This window comes from Dechloromonas denitrificans (genome assembly GCF_020510685.1).
GTDB lineage: Bacteria > Pseudomonadota > Gammaproteobacteria > Burkholderiales > Rhodocyclaceae > Azonexus > Azonexus denitrificans_A.
Genome location: NZ_CP075185.1, coordinates 4,188,415 through 4,210,023 on the forward strand (window position 1 = coordinate 4,188,415; position 21,609 = coordinate 4,210,023).

Annotated in this window: 19 protein-coding genes; 13 read left to right on the forward strand and 6 right to left on the reverse strand. The window is 57.9% G+C overall.

Features of this window, described 5'->3' with window-relative positions; genetic code table 11:
- Positions 1-20: 20 nt before the first annotated feature.
- On the reverse strand, positions 21-503 hold the full coding sequence (gene cadR / locus KI611_RS19915) for a Cd(II)/Pb(II)-responsive transcriptional regulator (protein WP_226417388.1): 483 nt from the start codon (positions 501-503) through the stop codon (positions 21-23).
- Positions 504-519: 16 nt separating this feature from the next.
- Positions 520-858, reverse strand: a complete 339-nt coding sequence (locus KI611_RS19920) for a YnfA family protein (protein WP_226417389.1) — start codon at positions 856-858, stop codon at positions 520-522.
- Between the two features lie 89 nt (positions 859-947).
- Here KI611_RS19920 and KI611_RS19925 point away from each other — a divergent pair, with 89 nt between their 5' ends.
- The 8 genes from KI611_RS19925 (at position 948) to KI611_RS19960 (ending at position 10,749) form a co-directional block, all read left to right on the forward strand.
- Positions 948-3,152, forward strand: coding sequence for a heavy metal translocating P-type ATPase (locus KI611_RS19925; RefSeq protein WP_226417390.1), 2,205 nt, complete (start codon positions 948-950; stop codon positions 3,150-3,152).
- Positions 3,153-3,198: 46 nt separating this feature from the next.
- Positions 3,199-3,720: a hypothetical protein gene (locus KI611_RS19930; RefSeq protein ID WP_226417391.1), complete on the forward strand. Its 522-nt coding sequence runs from the start codon at positions 3,199-3,201 to the stop codon at positions 3,718-3,720.
- A 113-nt stretch (positions 3,721-3,833) separates the two neighbouring features.
- A complete protein-coding gene (czcI, locus tag KI611_RS19935; RefSeq protein ID WP_226417392.1) occupies positions 3,834-4,190 on the forward strand; it encodes a cation efflux protein, CzcI family in 357 nt (118 codons plus the stop codon).
- A gap of 134 nt (positions 4,191-4,324) precedes the next feature.
- Positions 4,325-5,623 (forward strand): TolC family protein, encoded by a 1,299-nt coding sequence (locus KI611_RS19940; RefSeq protein ID WP_226417393.1) that lies wholly within the window; start codon positions 4,325-4,327, stop codon positions 5,621-5,623.
- Between the two features lie 11 nt (positions 5,624-5,634).
- Complete coding sequence (locus KI611_RS19945) at positions 5,635-6,195, forward strand: hypothetical protein (RefSeq protein ID WP_226417394.1); 561 nt, start codon at positions 5,635-5,637, stop codon at positions 6,193-6,195.
- Positions 6,192-7,214, forward strand: coding sequence for an efflux RND transporter periplasmic adaptor subunit (locus KI611_RS19950; RefSeq protein WP_319002312.1), 1,023 nt, complete (start codon positions 6,192-6,194; stop codon positions 7,212-7,214). Before KI611_RS19945 ends, KI611_RS19950 begins: the two co-directional genes overlap by 4 nt.
- A 12-nt stretch (positions 7,215-7,226) precedes the next feature.
- Positions 7,227-10,346: an efflux RND transporter permease subunit gene (locus tag KI611_RS19955; protein WP_226417396.1), complete on the forward strand. Its 3,120-nt coding sequence runs from the start codon at positions 7,227-7,229 to the stop codon at positions 10,344-10,346.
- Positions 10,347-10,371: 25 nt separating this feature from the next.
- Positions 10,372-10,749 carry a hypothetical protein gene (locus KI611_RS19960; RefSeq protein ID WP_226417397.1) on the forward strand — a complete coding sequence of 126 codons (378 nt, stop codon included), beginning with the start codon at positions 10,372-10,374 and terminating at the stop codon, positions 10,747-10,749.
- 303 nt (positions 10,750-11,052) lie between these two features.
- On the opposite strand, the gene KI611_RS19965 is transcribed toward KI611_RS19960, so the two are convergent.
- A complete protein-coding gene (locus KI611_RS19965; RefSeq protein ID WP_226417398.1) occupies positions 11,053-11,391 on the reverse strand; it encodes a hypothetical protein in 339 nt (112 codons plus the stop codon).
- Positions 11,392-11,950: 559 nt separating this feature from the next.
- Here KI611_RS19965 and KI611_RS19970 point away from each other — a divergent pair.
- From KI611_RS19970 to KI611_RS19985, 4 genes are all read left to right on the forward strand, one after another.
- The gene (locus tag KI611_RS19970) at positions 11,951-13,177 is read left to right on the forward strand and encodes an IS256 family transposase (RefSeq protein ID WP_226417399.1); all 1,227 of its coding nucleotides are present in this window, start codon (positions 11,951-11,953) and stop codon (positions 13,175-13,177) included.
- Positions 13,178-13,245: 68 nt separating this feature from the next.
- Positions 13,246-13,701 carry an NYN domain-containing protein gene (locus KI611_RS19975; RefSeq protein WP_226417400.1) on the forward strand — a complete coding sequence of 152 codons (456 nt, stop codon included), beginning with the start codon at positions 13,246-13,248 and terminating at the stop codon, positions 13,699-13,701.
- 91 nt (positions 13,702-13,792) lie between these two features.
- Entirely contained in the window at positions 13,793-14,302 is a 510-nt protein-coding gene (locus KI611_RS19980) for a hypothetical protein (protein ID WP_226417401.1), read from the forward strand.
- Between the two features lie 81 nt (positions 14,303-14,383).
- Entirely contained in the window at positions 14,384-15,340 is a 957-nt protein-coding gene (locus KI611_RS19985; protein WP_226417402.1) for a hypothetical protein, read from the forward strand.
- A 268-nt stretch (positions 15,341-15,608) separates the two neighbouring features.
- On the opposite strand, the gene KI611_RS19990 is transcribed toward KI611_RS19985, so the two are convergent.
- Positions 15,609-16,877 (reverse strand): IS110 family transposase, encoded by a 1,269-nt coding sequence (locus tag KI611_RS19990; protein WP_226419953.1) that lies wholly within the window; start codon positions 16,875-16,877, stop codon positions 15,609-15,611.
- 634 nt (positions 16,878-17,511) lie between these two features.
- On the opposite strand from KI611_RS19990, the gene KI611_RS19995 reads away from it, so the two are divergent.
- Positions 17,512-18,942, forward strand: coding sequence for an IS1182 family transposase (locus KI611_RS19995; protein ID WP_226417383.1), 1,431 nt, complete (start codon positions 17,512-17,514; stop codon positions 18,940-18,942).
- 224 nt (positions 18,943-19,166) lie between these two features.
- Here the strand turns inward: KI611_RS19995 and KI611_RS20000 are convergent, their stop codons facing one another.
- Complete coding sequence (locus KI611_RS20000; RefSeq protein ID WP_226417403.1) at positions 19,167-19,946, reverse strand: hypothetical protein; 780 nt, start codon at positions 19,944-19,946, stop codon at positions 19,167-19,169.
- Between the two features lie 957 nt (positions 19,947-20,903).
- Entirely contained in the window at positions 20,904-21,542 is a 639-nt protein-coding gene (locus tag KI611_RS20005; RefSeq protein WP_226417404.1) for a Clp protease ClpP, read from the reverse strand.
- Between the last annotated feature and the right edge of the window lie 67 nt (positions 21,543-21,609).

Sequence of the window (21,609 nt, forward strand, 5' to 3'; positions counted from 1 at the left end):
CTAAACAAATCTCATCAACCTTATTTGCCTTGAGTTTCCTTCTCCAAGCTGCGGTTTGCAGCATGCCGATGCGTTCCCTGAACATGGGATGCAGTCTTGCCGCCAGGCACAATCGCTTGAGACAAGCCGTCAAGAATGCCGCAGTGGGCTGCATCTCGCGCCTCGCCACACCGCTCACGCAGGTCTTTTAGTTGCCTCTCTAGTTCCTGGAGTTCTTGCATCCGTTGGGCGACGTGTCCAATGTGTCGGTCAAGCAGTCGATTCACATCCGCGCAGTTCTCCTGCGGTGACTCCTTGAAGTGCAGCAAGACCCGGATTTCATCCAGCGTCATGTCCAAACTGCGGCAACGCCGAATAAAGAACAGTCGCTGGACATGGGTTTCCCCATAGATGCGGTAGTTGCCTTCGCTGCGGGCCGGTACTGGCAGCAGTCCATCCCGCTCGTAATAGCGGATCGTGTCCACATTTGTCCCGGCAAGGCGGGCCAGCTCGCCGATTTTCACATTCGCCTCCTGACGATCAAATGGACCGGGCCGGTTGGAGCATGATGATCGCCATGCCGGCTAACGTGACCGCACTGCCGACAAGATCCCATCGAGTCGGCACAATGCCATCGATCCGCCATAGCCAGATCAGGGCAATCGCCACGTAGACACCCCCATAGGCAGCGTAGATTCGCCCGGCGGCACCTGGGTGCAGGGTCAGCAGCCAGGCAAACAGCGCCAAGGAAACGGCGGCGGGGATCAACAGCCAAGGTGAACGCTGCTGGGTCAACACCAGCAAGGGCAGATAGCAGCCGAGAATTTCGGCCAACGCGGTTATGGCGAACAATCCCAGAACTTTGGCGAACTCAAGCATTGCTTCGGCTCCGACTATTTTCTTTTATTGTAATCGCTTGACTCTGTAGTCACTCAAGGGTTTCTAATGTGGGAAACAAGGAGAACGCCATGAGTCTTGATCCCAACCCGAAGCCCCGTCAGGAAACCGCCCATAGCGGCTGTACCGGGGGATGTTCCGCAGCAGAAATCCCGGGAGCCTCCGATCACGCTCAAAGCGATGGCGTGCCCGTCTTCGTGATTCCAACCATGGACTGCCCGAACGAAGAGAATGATATCCGTCGTGCGGTGGCCGGTATCGATGGCATCCGTTCCCTGCGTTTCCAACTGTCTGCACGCACAATTTCGATAGATGCGACGACAGATGCCCTCGATGCAGCCTTGGCCGCCATCCGCAAGGCGGGGTTCAGCCCCAAAGCGGTCTCGGCAGATCAGGCGGAAACGAAAAACGTCGGCGTCAGTGAGCTCTGGCGAAGTGTTCTGGCGCTGGGGCTGGCCGTCGGCGCTGAAGCCCTCGATTTCTTCGCTCCCGACACATTGCCTTTCAAGGGTTTCGGTATGGCATTAGCCGTCGTTGCCATCTGGCTATCCGGTATTTCTACCTATAGCAAAGGCGTGGCGGCATTACGGCGCGGGCAGTTGAACATGAACGCGCTGATGGGTGTGGCCGTGACCGGTGCCTTCCTCATTGGACAGTGGCCCGAGGCGGCGATGGTCATGGCCTTGTATGCCATTGCCGAATTAATCGAGGCCCGCTCCGTGGATCGGGCGCGTAACGCCATCAAGGGCCTGCTCGACTTGACGCCGGCGACGGCGGAAGTCCGGCAGGCTGATGGGACGTGGCTGGAAGTGCCGGCCGCAGAGGTAAAGCTGGAGTCCTGCGTACGGGTCAAACCCGGCGCCAGGATACCGCTCGATGGTCAGGTGACGACAGGAAGCAGTGCTGTCAATCAGGCGCCGGTCACCGGCGAAAGCATCCCGATTGACAAGGTGGCGGGCGACCCGGTATTTGCCGGCACGATCAACGAAACCGGCATCCTGGAGTTCCGTGTGACGGCCGCTGCCGACAACACCACGTTGGCCCGCATCATCCACGCGGTCGAACAGGCGCAGGGGACGCAAGCGCCAACCCAACGCTTCGTGGATCGCTTTGCCGCAATCTACACCCCGGCCGTGTTCGCCATCGCTGTTGCCGTGGCCATTCTGACCCCTTGGCTCTTCGGCTGGACCTGGACGCAGGCGCTCTACAAGGCCCTGGTGCTGCTGGTCATCGCTTGCCCCTGCGCGCTGGTGCTCGCCACGCCGGTGACGGTGGTCAGCGGCCTAGCGGCGGCGGCCCGGCGCGGTATCCTGATCAAGGGCGGCGTCTATCTTGAGGAGGCCCGCAAACTGCGCGTCATTGCCCTCGACAAGACTGGCACCATTACCGAAGGCAAACCCCGTCTGGTCGCCACAGAAATACTTCCCTCGAGGGTCCCCGAATCCCAGGTGCTAGCTTGGGCGGCCAGCCTCGCCGGGCACTCGGACCATCCGGTCTCAAAAGCGATTGCGACCGGTCTCAACCTTCCGGAAAATGGCTTGACCGATTTTCTCGCCCTTGCCGGACGGGGTGTGGAAGCGCGTGCCGACGGCCAACTGCTGATCCTCGGCAATCATCGCCTGATTGAGGAGCGCGCTCTGTGTAGCGCCGAGATCGAGGTTCGCCTTCAGGTGCACGAGACGCAAGGCCGGACGGTGACTATGCTGGCGTCGGAACAGCAGGTGCTGGCGATTTTTGCGGTGGCGGACACCATCAAAGAAAGTTCACGCGAGGCGGTGGCTGATCTGCACCGTCTCGGTGTCGTCTCGGTCATGCTGACCGGCGACAATATGGCGACGGCCGCGAGCATTGCCAAGGAGGCCGGCATCGACGACGCCCGGGGCAATCTTCTCCCAGAGGACAAACTGGCGGCCATCGAAGATTTGCAACGTCGCTATGGCCCAACCGCGATGACCGGCGACGGCATCAACGACGCACCAGCCCTGGCCCGTGCCGACATCGGCGTGGCCATGGGCGCTGCCGGCACGGACACGGCAATGGAAGCGGCCGACGTGGTAATCATGAACGACGACCTGCGGCGCATTCCCGAGACCATTCGCCTGTCCCGACGCACCCATGCGGTGCTCTGGCAAAACATCGGGCTGGCCCTGGGCATCAAAGCGATCTTTCTTGGACTCGCCATTTTCGGCAATGCGACCATGTGGATGGCGGTGTTCGCAGACATGGGCGCGAGTCTGCTGGTGGTCACCAATGGCCTTCGGTTGTTGCGAAGTTAAGTATGTCGGCCTATGCTGAATAAATCAAACCCGAAGGAGATCGATCATGAAAAAGACTATCTTGATTGCTGTCATGTCCGCCTTGATGCTGTCAGTAACACCGGTGTTTGCGGAATCCGCAGCACCTGCCGACAAGGCGGCCCAAGCGAAACCATCTGTGCCGAACGTGGCCGAGTACGACAAGCAGATGGCGCAGGCGCAAGAAAACATGAAGAAAATGCAGGAGCAGATGGACAAGATTCGCCAGACCCAAGATCCGCAGGAGCGTCAGAAGCTGCTGCAAGACCATTGGGCCACCATGCAAGGCAATATGCAGATGATGCACGGCATGTGGGGTCGCGGCGGCATGGGGGGTATGGACTGCTGTACGGGTGGCCGTGGCATGATGGGGCACGGCATGATGATGGGCGATCCGACGATGGGCTGGGGTCACATGGGCAGCTATTACTCCAAGCTCACCCCGGAGCAAATGAAACAACGGCAGTACATGATGGATCGCCACATGGGCATGCAGCAGATGATGATGGACCAGATGATGCAGCACCAGCAGTACATGTGGCAGCGCTGATGTGTTGGAATTCTGAAGCAAAATTAAAGGGATGACGAAAACGAGCATTCTTGATGACCAGCCAACGTCGCTACGGCTATATGCCTTAGCAGGACACTGATACAATCCCGCCCATGCGCCGCTGGCTTTCGATCCTCATCCTCGTTTTTCTGCCATTCCAGTTCTCCTGGGCAGCGGTGGCCGGCTATTGCCAGCACGAGACCGGGGCCGCTGCACAGCACTTCGGTCATCACGACCACCAGCATCAGGCCGCTGCCGATCAGGAGGGCGCGCCGGATGCCAAAGCCCTGGGTGGCGGCATCGACGGCGATTGCGTCGCCTGCCATGCAAGTTGTGCTGCGGCGATTTTTAGCATGGCCTCCTTGCCGGCTTCAAGCAGCGCGTCCTTTGCGATTCCCTGGTTGCCGGGGAATCTGACCGCACCAGCTCTCGCGCACCCCGAACGCCCCAACTGGTCCGTCCTCGCCTAATCGGCGGGGTGGATAGCACTTTTCTGCGCTTCTCCCTTGCGGCTTCGGTGGACTGATCCGCCCTGACGCATTGCGACGCTTCCCGGTCGCACCTCGCCGATTCCCCGTGTGTCTTTTCATCACTGGAGAATTGGATGTCTCGAAGCAAATCGGTTTCACGAACGACCTTATTACCGGCCCGTCTACTCGCTGCCGGGCTGTGCTCGCTCGCTGCGCTATCGACCGGCAATCTATGGGCGCAATCGACGCCAGCACCCGCCGGCGCTGCGATTACCTTGCCGCAAGCCTTTGCTGCTGCTTGGGCGCGCCAGCCTGAGGCACAATCCCTCGATCTGCGGCGCGATGCTGCCGAAGCGCGTCGGCGAGTTGCCGGTAGTTGGACGGCCCAACCGCCTTCGCTGGATCTGTCCGGCAAGACCGACCAACTGAGCAAGAATCAAGGTAGCCGTGAATACATGGCCGGCGTCGCCTTGCCCCTGTGGCTTCCGGGCGAACGCTCCCGTCAGGGCGCCTTGGCCGATGCTGAATCCAAAGCTCTGGATAGCCGGGTAACAGCCACGCAACTGCGCACTGCCGCCGCCGTGCGTGATGCCTGGTGGAACTGGCAGCGGGCCCGTGGCGAACAGTCGCTGGCCCGCGAGCGCTTGGTCAGCGCGCAAAATCTGGCAGAAGATGTCCGCCGCCGAACCAAGGCCGGCGACCTGGCCCGCTCGGACCAGCATCAAGCAGATGGCGCGGCGGCAAGCGCCGAGGTAACGCTGGCGGAAAGCGCTAGCCTGCTGGCCGCAGCCACCCAGCAACTACGCGCCTTGATGGGCAGGCTGCCGGACGAGAAAGCAGCCGACGGGCCGGAAACCCCGCCGGCGGTGCCAGCCGACTTCACCGCCCTGGATGCGACCCACCCGGCGGTTCTCGAACTGTTCGACCGGGCCGAAGTCGCTCGCCGTAGTGCCGATCTGGCCAGCGTGCAGACCAGGAACAATCCCGAACTCTTGCTGGCCACCACCCGCGAGCGGGGTGCTTTCGGTGACGACTATCAGCAGACCGTCACACTCGGCGTACGCATCCCGTTTGGTTCGGATAGCCGAAATCGCGCCAAACTCGGCCTGGCCCGTGCCGAAGCCCTCGAAACCGAAGGGCAACTTCGCCTCGAACGCGAGCGCCTGGCGGCTGATCTGGAAGCGGCGCGGGTGCGCGTCGAATCGGGTCGCACGCAACTGGCGGCCGCCGAGAAACGCGCCCAACTGGCACGTGAGTCGCGGGGTTTTTTTGATAAGTCCTTCCGCCTGGGCGAAAGCGACCTGCCGACCCGCCTGCGCATCGAACTCGAAGCCGTCGAAGCCGAACGGCAAAGCACTCGCACCCGGATTGATCTGGCCGCCGCGATCTCCGCCCTGCGCCAGGCCATGGGCCTGCTCCCCGAACAAAAATGAGGAACCCGAACATGAGAACAACAAACACACTGGCCCCTTTGGGATGGGCCGCCTGGATCGCCCTGGCCGCGCCACTGGCCTGGGCCGGTGACGGGCACGACCATGGCGAGGCGCCTGCTTCATCCGCCGGTCCAGCCGCGCCGCGTTTTGCGGCAACGTCCGAAACCTTTGAACTGGTCGGCGTCGTCAATGGCAAGCAACTGACGCTCTATCTCGACCGCTATGCCGACGGCAGTCCGGTCAAGGATGCCAAACTCGAACTGGAACTCGGCGGCGTCAAAGTACCCGTCGAACCGCATGCCGAGGGGGAGTTCGAGGCGACGCTGGCGCAGGAACTCAAGCCGGGGGTCGTGTCGGTCGCGGCGACCGTCATCGCCGGCGAGGAAACCGACTTGCTGGCTGGCGAACTCGACGTCCACGAAGAGGCACATGCCGAAACTACTGCCCACACCCACGGCTGGAAGGAATACGCCCTGTGGGCTGGAGCCGCCGGTGGGGCGCTGCTGCTCCTTGCCGCTCTATTGCGCCGCATGCGCGCTTCCCGCAACCCGCGTTTCGGAGGTGCCGCATGAAGCCCCGTCTGTTAATAAGTGCTCTTTGCTTTTCCATCTTGTTTTCCTCAACGCTAGTGCGGGCCGGTGACGGCCATGACCACGGCGATGCCCCGCCCGCTGCCAGCGGCAACGGCCCCAAGCGTCAGCCGGATGGCAGCGTCTTCCTGCCCAAACCGGCGCAACGTCAGATCGGTGTTCGCACCCTGCTGGTTGAGCTAGGCGAACTGCCCCGCACCCATGAACTGGCCGGCAAGGTGGTCATGGACCCGAACGCCGGCGGCAAAGTGCAGGCCATCGTCGCCGGTCGTGTCACACCGGGACCACGCGGTCTGCCGCTGCCCGGCCAGCAGGTCAAGAAAGGCGAGGTGCTCGCTTACGTGACGCCGGAGGTCGGCGGTAACAGCCGCTCGCTGGCCGAGAGCCGCCTGCGCCGCCTGCGCGAACTGGCCGACACCGTGCCGCGCAAGCTCATTGAGGAAGCAGAAGCCGCCGTGGCCAACGAGCAACTGGTGGCGCCGGTCAGCGGTGTTATCGCCTCGGCCAACGTCGTCTCCGGTCAGGTGCTCGAAGCCCGCGAAACCCTGTTCGAGATTGTCAATCCGGAACGCCTGCTGATCGAGGCGCTGGCTTTCGATATGGCCATCGCCAGCGATGTGGCCGGGGCCTTTGTCGCCGTTGGTGAGCAGAAGCTGCCACTACGCCTGGTCGGTGTCGCTCGCAGCCTGCGCGAGCAAGCCTTGCCACTGACCTTCCGGGGTGAAGGCGGCGCTTTGGCAGCGCTGGCCGTCGGCCAGCCGGTTCGGGTTTTCGTGCAGACGCGCAGCACGGTGCCGGGCATCCGCGTGCCGATGGCGGCGCTGATGAAGAACCCGGCGAACCAGGGCATCGTCTGGGTCAAGACCGCGCCGGAACGCTTTGAGCCGCGCACAGTCACCGCCGAGCCGCTGGACGGCACCCACGTGGCAGTGACCAGCGGTCTGAAAGCCGGGGATCGGGTTGCCGTCCGCGCGGCCACTCTGATTAACCAGATACGCTGAGCGGAGCCAATCATGTTCAAGTGGCTTCTCGACAACAGCCTGGCCAATCGCCTGCTGGTCATCATCGCCAGCTTGGTGCTGATGGCTTATGGGGCATTCACGCTCTCCCGCACACCGGTGGATGTGTTTCCTGACCTCAACAAACCGACGGTCACCATCATGACCGAATCCGGTGGCATGGCCGCCGAGGAAGTGGAGCAACTGATCACCTTCCCGCTGGAAACGACCATGAACGGTCTGCCCGGTGTGGAAAGCGTGCGGTCGGTGTCCAGTGCCGGCCTCTCTTTCATTTATGTGACCTTCAACTGGAAAACAGAGATTTTCCGGGCCAGGCAGATGGTGTCTGAACGTCTTTCCTCGATGGAGGAAGGTTTGCCAGCGGGCGTCACGCCGCGCATGGGGCCGATCAGTTCGATCATGGGCGAAATCATGCAGATCGCCATTCCCATCGACACGGCGAAGATTTCGCCGATGCAGGTGCGCGAATACGCCGACTGGGTGCTGCGGCCGCGGCTGATGGCCATCGCCGGCGTCGCACAGGTCATTCCCATCGGCGGCGAAGTGCGGCAGTTCCAGGTGCAGCCGAACACGACCCGCATGGCGGAACTGGGCATCTCGCACGAGCAGTTGACCGGGGCGCTCAAGGGCTACTCGGCTAACACCTCCGGCGGCTTCCTTGAACTCAATGGCCGCGAATACCTGATTCGCCATCTCGGCCGCACGTCACGTTTGGACGACCTGAAAAACCTGGCGCTGACGGCCCGCCACGGTCAACCCGTTTTATTGCGGCAAATCGCCGACGTGACTTTTGCGCCCGCTATCAAGCGCGGCGACGCCGGTTTCGAGGGCAAACCGGCGGTGATTCTGGGCATCCAGAAGCAGCCGACGGCCGATACCATCCATTTGACCCGGAGTATCGAGGCCGCAATCGAGGATCTGAAGAAGTCGCTGCCAGCCGGTATGGAGGCGCCCAAGGTCACCTTCCGCCAAGCGAGTTTCATCGAGTCGTCGATCAGCACGCTGCAAGGCAAGCTGATCGGTGCGTCAGTCTTCGTCGCCGTCATCCTGTTTTTCTTCTTGGGCACCTTGCGCCCGACGGTGATCGCCCTAACCGCTATCCCGGTGTCGATTTTCATGACGGCGCTGGTCTTCGACTATTACGGCCTGTCGATCAACACCATGACGCTGGGTGGCCTGGCCATCGCCATCGGTGGTCTGGTCGATGACGCTGTGGTCGGCGTCGAGAACGTGTTGCGGCGCCTGAAGGAAGACCGGGCCAAGCACCACGATCATCGGATGCACCCGATTGAACTGGTAGCCCATGCGACGATGGAAGTGCGTTCGGCCATCCTCTACGCAACGATCATCATCGTGCTGGTCTTCCTGCCGCTCTTCGCGCTGCCCGGTATGGAAGGGCGCTTGTTCGTGCCGCTCGGTATCGCTTTCATCGTTTCGACGCTGGCCTCGCTGGTGGTGTCGGTGACAGTGACGCCGGTGCTTTCCTTCTACCTGCTGCCACGCATGAAGTCGCTCGATCATGGCGACACGAAACTGCTGGCCTGGCTGAAGGCCAGCTATGGCCGCAGTTTGCAGGCGGTACTCAACCGTCCCAAAGCGGCGTTGGCGGCAGGTGCCGTCGCCATTCTGGTGGCAGCAGTCGCGGTGCCGTTCTTCCCCAAGACCTTCCTGCCGCCCTTCAATGAAGGAACGCTACTGATTGGCATGCGCCTCAACCCCGGCGTCACGCTGGCCGAGTCGTCGGCCCTGGCACAACAGGCCGAGGTGCTGGTCAAAGCGGTGCCGGAAGTGGTGCACGTCGGGCGACGCAGCGGCCGGGCGGAACTGGACGAGCATGCCGAAGGTGTTCACGTCAGCGAACTGGATGTCGGCCTGAAGCCGGCGTCCGAAATGACACGTTCAATGGGCGAAATTTCGGCTGACATTCGCGCCCGCCTGATCAATCTGCCGGCGGCGATTGCCATTGGCCAGCCCATCTCGCACCGCATCGACCACATGCTCTCCGGCGTGCGTTCGCAGATCGCCATCAAGATTTTTGGTGACGACCTCGACACGCTACGCGGTCAGGCCGACGCGCTGCGCGGCAGGCTGGCCGGTATTCCGGGCATTGCCGATCTGGAAATCGAGAAGCAGGTGCTGGCCCCGCAGATCAAGGTCAGCGTCAACTATGCGACGGCGGCGCAATACGGCGTGCCGACGCCGCAGATTCTGGCGACGCTGCAAAGCCTGGTCGAAGGTGAAAAAGTAACGCAGGTGGTCGAGGGCGGCCGGCGCTTTGCCTTGGTCGTGCGCTTGCCCGAGTCGTCGCGCTCGCTGGAAGGGCTGGGGCAGATATTGCTGGAGACGCCCGGCGGCCCGATTCCCTTGTCAAAAATCGCCACCATCGAGGATGGCGACGGGCCGAATCAGGTCAGCCGCGACGACGGAAAGCGGCGCATCGTGATTTCGGCCAACGCGCAAGGACGGGCGTTGTCCGAGATTGTCGAGGACATCCGCAAGGTCGTCGGCGACAGCAAGCTGCCGGAAGGCTACTTCATCACGCTGGGCGGACAATTCCAGGCGCAGGAAGAGGCTTCGCGGCTGGTTGGCCTGCTCTCCATCGTCTCGCTGGTGCTGATGTTTGTGGTGCTCTTTAGTCGCTACCAGTCGGTCGTGCTGTCGGCGCTGATTATGGCCAACATTCCGTTGGCGCTGGTCGGCGCGGTGCTCGGCTTGTGGATTTCCGGGCAGCCGCTTTCGGTCGCCGCGCTGGTCGGCTTCATCACGCTGGCCGGCATCTCGGTGCGCAACGGCATTCTCAAGGTCAGCCATTACATCAATCTGATGCGCATGGAAGGCGAGAACTTTGACCATAAGATGATCCTGCGCGGCTCGCTGGAACGTCTTGCGCCCGTCTTGATGACGGCGCTGGTGACGGCCTTTGCGCTGGCGCCGCTGCTGTTCGAGGCCGAACGGCCGGGCACGGAAATCCTACATCCGGTGGCCGTGGTCATTTTCTCGGGCCTGATTAGCTCAACCCTGCTCGACACCTTCCTGACGCCTGTCATGTTCTGGCTGTTTGGTCGCAAGGATGTGGAACGCCTGATGGCAGACCGCGATGCCGGTGCGCTTTGATTATTTCTCAACGAAAGGAAAACCCATGAAACCGATTCATTTGATTGTCACCATTACCCTGGGACTCTCCGGACTTGCTTTTGCGGCAGGAGGTCACGACCATGAGCATAAGCCGCTGCACGGCGGCATCGTCACCGAGGTCAAGGACATTGACTACGAACTGGTCGCCAAACCGGAACAGATCCAGTTGTTTGTACGAGACCACGGCAAGCCTGCCAACATCTCGAAGGGGTCAGCAAAACTCACCGTACTGTCCGGTAACCAGAAGCAAGAGATCAGTTTGCTTCCCGACGGAGATCGCTTCCTCGCCAAGGGAGTATTTGCCATCACACCGGGCGCCAAAGCCGTAGCGCAAGTGAGCCTGGACGGACCTGCGGTAACGGCGCGATTCGTTATAAAGTGAAGCAACAGCGACACCTCGGCCATCGGGATTTCATCTGGATGGCCAAGGTACCCTGTCCATCGTGATGACAACACAGTCAGGCCATTCGTCTACAAAGCATTGCCTGCCAGTTGCTGAGTCATAACTCTTAAAACGCTGCCATGCCCCAACTCAAACACTTGCCATCCGGGCCATACACGCTGACCGATGTACTTCTGGTTTGGTCGATGATCCTCGTGGTGTTCACCGGTTTCTGGCTTCTCAATCGATATCTCAATCGATATCTCAAGAGAGCACAGAAGAAGCGACCCTACGCGAAACGCCTCACGGAGCGGTTGCAAACACGCAAAAAACGTCACCAATAACGAGGCCTGTGTTCAGCCAAGTCGCTGCGAAGGAGAAGTGGGTAAGGGTAGGCAACAAAATCGAATGCGTAGTCTTGGATGCGGTTAGTACAGCCTTCGACGACTCGACCGAGTCGTCGCGGCCGCCACCAGCAGCGGTGAAGCGCGGGCCGATGGGGCGCTTGCGCTTGGCGTTCAGCACCAACCGGTACTGCCACAGGCTGCAACCGGCCACATTGCTGACGTAGCTTGGGAGGCAACCCAATGGCCGCAAAGGCCGATTTGCTGGAGTAGGCTTTACGTCAGCTTTCAGAGTCATGCGGCCGTTCTGGTGACTGCTCTGGAGGATAGGCGAACGGCCGGTCATGGCCGGTTGGGTGAGTTCAACCTGGCGCTCCAAAGCGGTCGTTACTGTAACCATGGATCTGGCTACGGCTGCTATAGAGATTGAGCCTGATCGCGCGTATTTCAGGCCAAAGGAGCTTCTTTAAGATATGGCCTTTAAATAACCGTTCTCTCATTGCTAGTGTATGCTTTCTTCGTAGCTCAGTCGTGCCGCCCTAAATGACTACGACCATATCTAGAGTAGCTTTTAGCGTATTAATCACCCCGTGTTGTGATCCGTTGGCAGTCATGTGTCGCGCTCTCTGTTACCTAAAACAAGGCAACAATAAATGGTCTTTAATCTACGTCGAGGGCATCAAGTGATTGATCCTTATCAGCAGGCGATGTTTACGCGTCCTACGCGACGGATGATGGTGTTCGTTGATGGCGAAAACTTGGTCTTCCGATATCAGAATATGCTGAAGCGTGAGCGTGTAAGAATTTTTGTGTAAACGGTCATTTGGCAGGAAACTGCCGCGCCCCAAGGAGCGATGATGGCCGTAGCAAAGAAAGCAGTACCCAAGGAGTTGCTGGATAGCCTTTTGGCTGACTATCGGAAGCCGGAAGACCTGATTGGCGAGAATGGCTTGCTCAAGCAGCTCACCAAGTTGCTGGTCGAGAAGGCATTGGAAGCAGAGATGTCTGAGCATCTCGGCCATGGCAAGAACGAGGCCGTGGAGAATCCGGCCGGCAATACGCGCAACGGGAAGAGCCGGAAGACGCTCAAAGGGGAGTTCGGCGAATTGCCGATAGAGATTCCCCGTGACCGCCAGGGCACCTTCGAGCCACAGTTGATTCCCAAGCATCAGACCCGCTGGATGGGCTTCGACGACAAAATTCTGTCGCTGTACGCTCGAGGGATGACGGTCCGCGAAATCCAGTCGCACCTGGAAGAGATGTACGGCACAGAGGTGTCGCCGACGCTGATTTCATCGGTTACCGATGCCGTGATTGAAGAGGCCAAGGCTTGGCAGTCACGGCCGCTGGACAGCATCTACCCTATCGTCTATCTGGACTGCATCCATGTCAAAGTCAGGGATGGCAGCGTGCGCGTCAAAGCCGTCTATCTGGCGATTGGACTCAACCTGGCCGGAGAGAAGGAAGTGCTTGGCCTGTGGATTGCACAGACGGAAGGCGCGAAATTCTGGCTGCAAGTAGTCACGGAATTGAAGAATCGAGGCATTCAGGATGTCTTCATCGCCTGCGTCGATGGCTTGAAGGGATTTCCAGAAGCCATTGAGGCCGTTTATCCCCACGCTGCCGTTCAACTGTGTGTCGTTCATATGGTCCGGCACAGCCTGAACTACGTCTCGTGGAAAATGCGCAAGGCGGTTGCCGCTGACCTGCGGCGGATATACACCAGCGCCACCGCCGACGAAGCCGAGCAGATGCTCGGTGAGTTCGAAGATAAATGGGACGATGCCTACCTGCCCATCAGCCAGTCCTGGCGCAGGAATTGGCCGCGCATCACGCCGTTCTTTGACTACCCGCCCGAGATACGGAAAGTCATCTATACGACCAACGCAATTGAATCAGTGAATATGAGCTTGCGCAAAATCACCAAGAACCGCGGCTCATTTCCGAGCGATGAGGCGCTGATGAAACTGTTCTACCTGGCGCTACGCAACATCAGCCAGAAATGGACCATGCCGATTCGGGATTGGAAGGCCGCGCTGACCCGATTTACTATCCAGTTTGAAGACCGGATGAACAACCTTTAATTCAAACCCCGTTTACACAAAATTCCGGACACGCCCTGAAGCGTGGCTTCATCCCTCGGGACGATCTTGTGCATGATCCAGATACATATGTCTGGAACGCCAGTTTCACGCAGTTAGCACTTCAGCATGAAATCTTAAGGGTCACCTATTACACGTATGTCGTAGGTGATGATCAGCGTGTTGCTACAGTACGCAACGCAATGCAGCTCCAAATTTTTGCCAAGCATATGGCGTCACTGCTTCCGACCACGCTGACGCCATGCATTTTCAAGAAGGACAACCGCTCAAGAAGCGGCAAGGGCGTCGACATCCAACTTTCGGTCGATATGCTTAGCCATGTCTTTCGGGGCAACGTAGACTCAGTGCTGCTTCTGAGTGGCGACGGCGACTACGCGCCCTTACTAGATGAAGTTAGGCGAGCAGGCGTTCTCGTCTACGTTTCAGCCTTTTCTGATGGCTTCAATCAGGCGCTCAAGGAGAGAGCGGATTCAGTTTATGAACTTGATGGCACCACTTGGAAGTAGCCATCAAAATAATGCGAACAACTATTCTTTCAACATCCTGTTTTTCAATCTATAGGTCGTTAGCCGTCCTTTTAAGCACCGATGAATCTAAATGGCTGATCGCATCAAACTACTAGTACACCTTCGACGTTTAAGCGGTTTACTGGAGAGCGCATTTAGGAATGGCCCTGATGGCACGCTCGAAGGAAAGTTCGCCGCTGAACATCCAGTTTTTGTTCATCACGGTAACGCTTTTTACCTTGCAGGGTGCATGGCATTCCTTGAAGGGGAAGATGGCTCGTTTTCCTGGAGCAGTCCATCAGCCAGCTATCCAGACTTTGATAGCTTTGTCGCTTGTTATCCAGCACCTCCCCAAGCATCCTTCAGTGCGCGAGGAATAAGCAAAGCAGCAATGGACGCACTCGCTTGCATCAGAAATGCTGCTGTCCACCATGATGGAGACCTCGCAAAGAATAGAAACCAACAAAGCGTTTCTATCGTTTCCGAGGCGAACATACCCGGAGTTTCCTTGGTTGGCACGGTGGTTCATCTTGAGGCTCAATTCCTCAGTTTCGTGCGCCTCGCAACGTTAGCTGTGCGTAACTATCGCGGAGAGTTCTAGCATTGCAGTTCGCATGGCGGTTACATACCTGTGGGAGCCTGATTTAATAACACGATCAGCCTGCAACATACATGGATTTCGATGGAATACTTACCACCCGTGTGGCACGGATACGCCGATGCGAAGCCTTCGGAATCGATACAGAAAGATGACCTTCCAGGCCTGGCGGTCGCTGTAATTTTTCCATGGAAGCGCGGTAGCCCGATGCTTGATCTCCCCATCAAGCAGTACAAAGACTATCAGTCAAATCTGAAGGGTACTCGCGCACGGCAGCTTGCCGATTGGCTGGCCAAACAGAAGAACAGAGGACTCGTTCTCTCGGGGTTCTTCCTGGCTGACACTCAATTGAATGCCGCAAACATGGGCCTGTCGTTTCTCGAAGAGCTACCCAACACGCATGTGCAATCCCACTATGGCACTTGGCGTCTGCATTTCGGGGATCAGCACATCGATCTCGCGCAGGCAGTAGCGCTGGAGTACTACTTTTTAGCCATTAACTTTGGGCTTCTCCGAGCCGGTTATTGTCTCGAACCCGAGCATAGGCGGCTCTTCGTTGCTATGGATCGGTTTCCCGGCAAGAGTCCTGATTGCGCAGTCCCGGGTAAGCCTCTCCCTGCGTCACAAGGCTCCAAGTTTCTTGAATTCGTCCGATATCGTTCAGCAATCGGAATCCACATTGAGAAAGAGAACACTTCGATCGGCCTTAAAACCAAGCTAGGTGCTCTCGACTGGTGGAAAGCACGCACCAACAGGGAATGGCGCAAAGGAAAGACTCATCCACACTTCACGCTCCCAGATTGGCTTGCTGCTGCCGCCCTTGCGGAGGTTTACCCGGAGGAATTCGCCGCCAGCAGCAGCTTCAAGAGAGAACAAGACGGCATCGATGCCGTTGATGGTCTCACCCAACTTTACAAGGCGTTCAAGCTATATGATCTTTGGTCTGCCGGCGATGTAGTGCGGTACCTGCGCCCCTCTGAGCATCTCTGGACCCTTCCCGAGGAAGCACGAGCATTCATTCTTGAGCGCGCTGAGAGGTAAAGTGCTGACCAACAAGCCGATATAACTGGCGGTAACTCTTGGTTGGGCCTCGTCTATCTTGTGCCCCTTATTCGCAAGACATTGAATGACAGCTTTTGACAGCAAAAACCTTAGCTTTAGGAACGCTACGGTCTTTCGCTGCTGACAAACGCGGCCATTTAGTATGTGGACCGACTCTACGTCGGCAACTTGCTCGACACCGGTCATTCAACCGAGCCAGCGGCACCTGCGGCTTTGTGCCCTGAGATTGTCGTCAAGCAATTTTTGATCACGCCGTGAGAGTTGCAAGCAAAGGTGATCCACGACGCTTTAAGGCATTCAGGTATGTTGATTCGTCGTAGGGTGTGTGGGTCAGCCAGCACCGGTACAGGATTCTGACCCACTTGAAGGCCAAGGCTCGGATAGCGGCCTGATGCGCACAACCTCTTGCCCGTTGCTGGCGATAGTAGGCCTTGGCCCAGAAGGAGCGCGGAATCGTCAAGGCCGCCCACTCGATAAACGTCTGACGCAGGAAAGTGGGACACTGCATTCGCCAGTGCACCCAGTGCTGCTTGCCGCTGCTCTCGGTCACCGGAGCGATTCCTGCATACATCTGGAGTTCGGCGGCACTGGCGTAACGGTCGCGTTGCTCACCAAAGGCAACGAGCAAGCGCGGCGCCAAGGTAGGACCTGCGCCAGGCAATGCATGGAATAGTTCGTAGTCCGGTAGCGTCGGCGCCAAACGGGCGATCTCGGCATCAAAGCGGGCAATGGTCTTCAAGGTCGCTCGCAATTGCTCTACCAAGCCTTCAACCAGCAGTTGTTTTGGTCTGATGATGGCTGGATCTTCCGTGAGTGGCGCCGCATTTCTGACCGTCGCCAGTCGCTCTTCGATCAATTTTGGGTGATGGCAATTGTGGGTTCGGAAGAAGGTCTCCAGGGTTGTTCTGCGGGCCTGGTGTAACTGTTTGAACGTTGGCCAACGGGTCAGGAAATCGCAGAACAGGACCGTCCCTTTGTCCTCGAACCAATCATGGGCCAGCGGGTAGTAATGCTTCAGATTGCTGATCAGGCGATTGATGATGCGCCTTTGATCATCAACGATCTGGCGCCGCTCCTCAAGCAGCATGGCCAATTCACGGACGGCCGGGCTTTGCGGCTGCAAGGCTTTTAACTTGTCACGGTGGCCTAGAAGAATCTCGAGGGCGATTTGCGCATCGGTGGGATCGGCCTTGGCGCGACTGGGCTTGAAGGCCTGACGGTATTTCGCCAGCGTGGCCGGATTGATGGGAAACAGGACCACGAAATCATACTTCTGGAGCGCATAAACCAACGCGCCGCGGGATGTTTCAATACAGACGGCCACCCGTCTGCCGTGGAAACGCCGTCTCAGCGAGCCAGCCCATTCGTCGATGTCTCTTGGGCGATGCGGCAAGACTGCAAATTCACGCTGACTGCTCTCGGCAGCCTGCAAACAAATGTCGTGTTTCGTGTCCGCCCAATCGATGCCGATATAAGCGGCAAATTCCGGCTCAGAATGTTCGGTCGTGTGCGTCATCATGGCTGACCTCCGAAGTGCTAAGGTAGCGGTACGGGATGTGCCTGCTTGGGCGCTGCGAAGGCAATATAGAGAGCCGGTGCAACGGCAAGCCCTGAGTATTCGTTGTCGCGCTCAAGCACACCTGCGAATTCGAAACCAAAGCCGTGAACATCGGATGTTTTGGCCGAGTAATTCGTAATCCGCAGGTGCATATCCCGCTTTCACCAGCAGCTACCTGCCGGCTGTGGTCAGTATCACGGAAAGCGGAACGGAATGCTCCCTTTGGGGCCATGCTGCCGAACAGCCAGCAGGTCGGTTCTAAATTTCTCAGGTTGTACCGACGGGTTATCCACCGCTGGCCGCCCGCCAGCGTTAGAGGCGCGCTGGCGGCCAACCGTGGATAACCCTACACACTGATTGCCCGACCCTGAAACCAAAGGATACATTTCGTTCCGACCTCATACCAAGGAAGGTGAAGAGCGTCTTCGCATGGGAGACTGCATGGACTAACTATATTGGCCGATTTTCTGCCTGTTGTTAGTGGCATGAGGCTGTTGATCGGCGAGGCTGTGTGAAAACACCCGGACTGTGTACTCCAAACAGGTGGTTGATGCGTTAAATCCTCTATGACGATGGATGTCTGGAGGCTGGCATGAAGCGCTTCATTGAGGGTGACAATCGGCAGCAGATTACGCTCCTGCCGGAATCACTCGACGAGTACATCAATGCGGAGAATCCGGTCCGCGTTGTTGATCTGTTTGTCGACCAACTCGATCTTGGCGGCTTGGGTTTCTCTGTCGAGCCCGCCGCTACGGGACGGCCTTCATATCACCCGTCGACGTTGCTGAAGCTCTATGTCTACGGCTATCTCAATCGCATTCAATCAAGCCGCCGGCTAGAGCGGGAGGCGCAACGGAATGTCGAATTGATGTGGCTGCTCGGGCGGCTATCTCCGGATTTCAAGACCATTGCAGACTTCAGGCGGGACAACGGCGAAGGCATTCGCAACGCCTGTCGTCAGTTTGTCGTGCTGTGCCGCCAACTGAATCTCTTTGCCCAGGCGGTCGTGGCCATCGATGGCAGCAAGTTCAAAGCGGTCAACGCCCATGACCGCAACTTCACACGAGGCAAACTCGAAAAGCGGATGCAGGAAATCGACCGTTGCATCGAGCGCTATCTGACCGAGATGGATACCGCCGATCGCCAGCCTGCCGAGATTGCCCAAGCGAGAACGACGCGACTCAAAGAGAAGATGGCAACGCTGAAGGCCAGGATGGAGCAACTGAAGGAAATTCAGTCTCAATTGGACCAGTCGCCCACCGGGCAAATCTCGCTCACCGATCCGGATGCTCGTGCCATGGCAACCAGTACCAGTCGAGGGTTAGTGGGCTATAACGTTCAAACAGCCGTCGATACCCAGCACCATCTCATTGTTGCTCACGAGGTCACCAATATCGGTAGCGACCGGCGCCAGCTGGCAAAGATGGCCAGGCAAGCCAAGGTTGCGATGGCTGCGCCCGATCTCCAGGTCATTGCGGACCGTGGCTATTACCACGGCGAGGAAATTCACGCCTGTGAGGAATCGGGCATCACCCCGTTTGTTTCGAAGCCCATGACCTCCTTAGCCAAAGCAAATGGCCGATTCGACAAGGAGGATTTCGTCTTCGAGCCAAAGACTGGCGAGTATCAGTGTCCGGCCGGCAGCCGACTGATCTGGCGTTTCTCAACCGTTGAACGTGGCGCGCTGATCCATAAATACTGGAGCTCCGATTGCCCACGCTGCGCGATGAAGGAGAAATGTACGCCAAGCCCCTATCGGCGCGTTGCTCGCGGGGAATATGAATCCAGCCTGGAAGCGATGCAGAAACGCCTCGATAAGAAACCCGAAGCCATGCGCACGCGACGACAAACCGTTGAGCATCCATTCGGCACGCTGAAGGACTGGATGGGGGCCACACATTTCCTGACTCGGACCCTGGAACGGGTCAGTACCGAAATGAGCCTGCATGTCCTTGCCTACAATCTGAAACGAGTCATGAAGATCATCGGCATTGCAGACCTAAAGGCAGCCATGCAGGCCTAACCGGGCCTTTTTGCCCTTCTTATTCGGAATGCCAACCGGAAAACCCGAAATTAGTAGGCAGAATTTCTGCACCCAACCTGTAGCAGCCAAAATTTCCGAACGTTTCCACACAGCCTCCGGCCTTAGCTGCCTTTAGGAATCTAAGGGTAAGAATTCTAGAGATGAAGGCGAGGTGAATCGCCTCCCTTCATCTCTTGGCTGGAAGCAACCAAAGTTGTCGCCCCTCAGACTCCATGGCCCTCCTTGAACAGTCCGTGGCGCAGGTGGAATTTCCTTGCCGCATCAAGGTTGGGAATGACATCTCCTAAAATTGAATCAACTGCCTTAACCTGGGAGATAAGCCACTGATTTTTATTTATTTTGATTCTCAGCCTTGCGCACCAAGCCGCAAATGCATGAAAAACAAGGTGGCTATCTATCAAGTTTCCTATGGCTGCGATTCGGCTATGTTCTCTTCCTGAAGCGCATCGCAATCGAGCTGCGGAAAAAATCTCTCCGGTATCCGGGTCGTAAGCTACTGCACCTAAAGCTGCCAGACTGTTTACACACTCAATAAGCGTTGCCGGCGGTAGGCTGGCAAAAGCTGCCAAGCTGTCCATTGAGGACGGACGGAAAACTCCAGCGGGGGTCTGCTCGGGATTGATTGCCAGCGCAAATGCAACAAGCATTTCGCTTGCCGACCAAGCACTTCGACCCCCGCGTGAAGGTAAGGCTGTCAATAGATTGCTGTGCACAACCACAGCAGGCACCCGGGCAAGAGGAGGCTCCAACAGATCTGTCTCAACAGCATTGCGAACCCGGGCCGACTGTATATTTCTGACGGCCGCACGCACCTGGCGCGACCACGGGTCCATTTCATCGTTGCCCGGCACCCGATGCCAAGTAAACGAGCCATGAAGGTAGACCTCGGATGTTTCTATATCGAAGGTGACAATTCCGCGGCGATAGAGGTCTTCCACGATGCCAAGGTAAACATCGGCGGGGAGCGGCAGGCTGCGCATCACGTACGGTGTGAGCACTAGCACAGCACAACACGACAAGCGTGGATGTACTGCTGCAGCAACGGTGACCAGCTTATGTTCGGCCGGTAGGTCAGCCACCCCAGCGCGATCAAGCAGCTCGACGGGATAGAGTGACCTATTCATATTTAGCTTTATTGACACGAGCAGCGACTTGTTCAGTTTTCCGTGGGCGACCAGGACGACGAAGTACTGCGACCGGTTTCTCCATGAGGACCGCCGGCTCACGGAAAGCCGCCAGCCAATTCAGGACATCGGCGGTAATCCACCGTGGCGATTTGCATCCGGGAGGAGTACAAGCGCACGGCAACCGATGCGGAGCACGACAACGATCAGCCAAAATACTGGCCGGTGCCTTACCGAGAAGCACAGATAGGCCATCAACACCGATGACCGGAGGAAATGCAGGACTAATATTTTCGAACATGGAGGGCCCCATGCCGCCAAGCGCGGCGAGCGTGTGGCGGGGACGCTTTTCCGCCAATATGCGTCGCAAAATGACCACCGGCTAATATGCCAGCGTAACTGCTTGGGAGTTTTTTTGTGGCTTCGTTTTACCCAAAAGGGAAGGACTATAGCTCGACCAAAGGAAAGGTTATCAGTAGCCGAACATGAATGCAAGCAGCGGTGTGACATAGGTTTTCTTGGTTTTATTTTCCAACCTAACTTGTCACAGCCATGTCACACCAATCCGTGACAACCCTAAGAAATCGAAAGCAATCCGAAGTAACGAATTGAAATTTAATCCATTGAATCAACTACAATTAACACAATAAAATTATTTATAATCATATACATGATTCGGCTTGTCGAGCCGCATCAGCTTTTCGTAGAGATCAATTCTTTCTTTGAGCGCGGGCCAGTTCATCCGGCGATTTTACCTCGGAGCACGAGGCCGACTGCAGGCCCGGGCAAAAATGCCCGCACCGAAAGACAGCCGGGTCAATCGGCCTTGGCAACCTTCTTGCCCTTCGCCGGGCTCGATTTGCGCGGTGCCTTTCGAGCGCGTTGCATGCGCATCAGGCGGCGACGGATTTCGTCGGAATCCATCCAGACATCGGAGCCTTTCAGGATGGTGCCGATTTCCGTTTCGGAAAGGAACGGCGAACAGAGGCGGCTCATCACCTTTTCAAACCATTTGCCGATCGCCGCAACCTCAGCCTGCTGCTCGTTGCCCTTGCCGGCGAAGATCCCCGAATAGATATGGAACATCAACTGGCAATTGTCGTGAACGATCAACTCGTCGCCGCTCAGGAAGATCAGCGCGGCCATCGAATAGGCGCGCGCTTCGAGGATGGTGACCACCCGGGCATTCGACGCCAGGACGTTATTGATGATCTGCAGACCGGTATTGAAATCGCCGCCCGAAGAATTGAGGTGCAGGTAGACCAGATCCGTCTCGCTGGCCGTGCGCAGGGTATAGAACAACTCGGTGTAGTACTGCGGCTCGCGGATGTCGCCGCAGAGGTAATAGGACACCTGGCGGACCGGCAGTTGCTGTTCATAACGGGTCAGGCCACGGAAGATCGCATTTTCCTCGGGAAGAATGTCGTCATCTCGTGCTGGAGGTTCTCGATGCATGATCGCTCCCTGGTTGTTATTGGCTAGTACCCAGCCTACTCGCCCGCCATCGGCAAGGAAAGCGGAA

Coding starts and splice junctions, on each gene's coding strand:
- KI611_RS19970 (WP_226417399.1), top strand. CDS start 11,951: ATGGCCGTAGCAAAGAAAGCAGTACCCAAGGAGTTGCTGGATAGCCTT.
- KI611_RS19980 (WP_226417401.1), top strand. CDS start 13,793: ATGGCTGATCGCATCAAACTACTAGTACACCTTCGACGTTTAAGCGGT.
- czcI (WP_226417392.1), top strand. CDS start 3,834: ATGCGCCGCTGGCTTTCGATCCTCATCCTCGTTTTTCTGCCATTCCAG.
- KI611_RS19955 (WP_226417396.1), top strand. CDS start 7,227: ATGTTCAAGTGGCTTCTCGACAACAGCCTGGCCAATCGCCTGCTGGTC.
- KI611_RS19920 (WP_226417389.1), bottom strand. CDS start 858: ATGCTTGAGTTCGCCAAAGTTCTGGGATTGTTCGCCATAACCGCGTTG.
- KI611_RS19965 (WP_226417398.1), bottom strand. CDS start 11,391: ATGACTCTGAAAGCTGACGTAAAGCCTACTCCAGCAAATCGGCCTTTG.
- KI611_RS20005 (WP_226417404.1), bottom strand. CDS start 21,542: ATGCATCGAGAACCTCCAGCACGAGATGACGACATTCTTCCCGAGGAA.
- KI611_RS19940 (WP_226417393.1), top strand. CDS start 4,325: ATGTCTCGAAGCAAATCGGTTTCACGAACGACCTTATTACCGGCCCGT.
- KI611_RS19985 (WP_226417402.1), top strand. CDS start 14,384: ATGGAATACTTACCACCCGTGTGGCACGGATACGCCGATGCGAAGCCT.
- KI611_RS19925 (WP_226417390.1), top strand. CDS start 948: ATGAGTCTTGATCCCAACCCGAAGCCCCGTCAGGAAACCGCCCATAGC.
- KI611_RS19930 (WP_226417391.1), top strand. CDS start 3,199: ATGAAAAAGACTATCTTGATTGCTGTCATGTCCGCCTTGATGCTGTCA.
- KI611_RS19950 (WP_319002312.1), top strand. CDS start 6,192: ATGAAGCCCCGTCTGTTAATAAGTGCTCTTTGCTTTTCCATCTTGTTT.
- KI611_RS19990 (WP_226419953.1), bottom strand. CDS start 16,877: ATGACGCACACGACCGAACATTCTGAGCCGGAATTTGCCGCTTATATC.
- KI611_RS19960 (WP_226417397.1), top strand. CDS start 10,372: ATGAAACCGATTCATTTGATTGTCACCATTACCCTGGGACTCTCCGGA.
- KI611_RS19945 (WP_226417394.1), top strand. CDS start 5,635: ATGAGAACAACAAACACACTGGCCCCTTTGGGATGGGCCGCCTGGATC.
- KI611_RS19995 (WP_226417383.1), top strand. CDS start 17,512: ATGAAGCGCTTCATTGAGGGTGACAATCGGCAGCAGATTACGCTCCTG.